The organism is Hylemonella sp. P2_B10 (genome assembly GCF_056404875.1).
In genome coordinates this window covers 1-657 of the sequence record NZ_JBFUDE010000016.1, presented here as the reverse complement: position 1 = coordinate 657, position 657 = coordinate 1, and the positions used below count along the sequence as shown (strand labels likewise).

The following is a 657-nucleotide window of genomic DNA, read 5'->3' as shown; positions in this document are numbered from 1 at the left end:
GATCACTGAGAACTGGTCGCTGGTCAGTGCCTTGATCTGGCCTGTGGTCAGCCCGGGAACCTGTGCCGTGGTCAGGCCAATGATCTGGTCACTGGTCATGTTGGCGATGGTGGCCGTGGGCAGTGCGCCTATGGCTTGCGAGCTCAGGGCTGCCAGGTCGCCGGTGGTGAACACGGCAAACTGGTCGCTGGTCAGCGCGCCCAGTTGGCCCGAGGTCAGCGCGGCGATCTGCGCTGTGGTCATGACGTCCACCTGACCCGTCGTGAGCGCCTTCATTTGTGCGGTCGTGAATGCGCGCAAATCATCGGTGGCAATCACCGTGAATTGCGCCGTGGTCATGGCCTGGAAGTCAGCAGAGCTCACCGCTGCCCACTGGGCCGTGGTCAKGGCCACCAGGTCTGCTGTGGTGATCACTGAGAACTGGTCGCTGGTCAGTGCCTTGATCTGGCCTGTGGTCAGCCCGGGAACCTGTGCCGTGGTCAGGCCAATGATCTGGTCACTGGTCATGTTGGCGATGGTGGCCGTGGGCAGTGCGCCTATGGCTTGCGAGCTCAGGGCTGCCAGGTCGCCGGTGGTGAACACGGCAAACTGGTCGCTGGTCAGCGCGCCCAGTTGGCCCGAGGTCAGCGCGGCGATCTGCGCTGTGGTCATGACGTC

1 pseudogene is annotated in these 657 nt (G+C 63.7%); it reads right to left on the bottom strand.

What is annotated here, in order from left to right:
- A pseudogene (locus AC1DX2_RS25865) lies at positions 1–657 on the bottom strand (heme utilization protein); the annotation flags it as partial.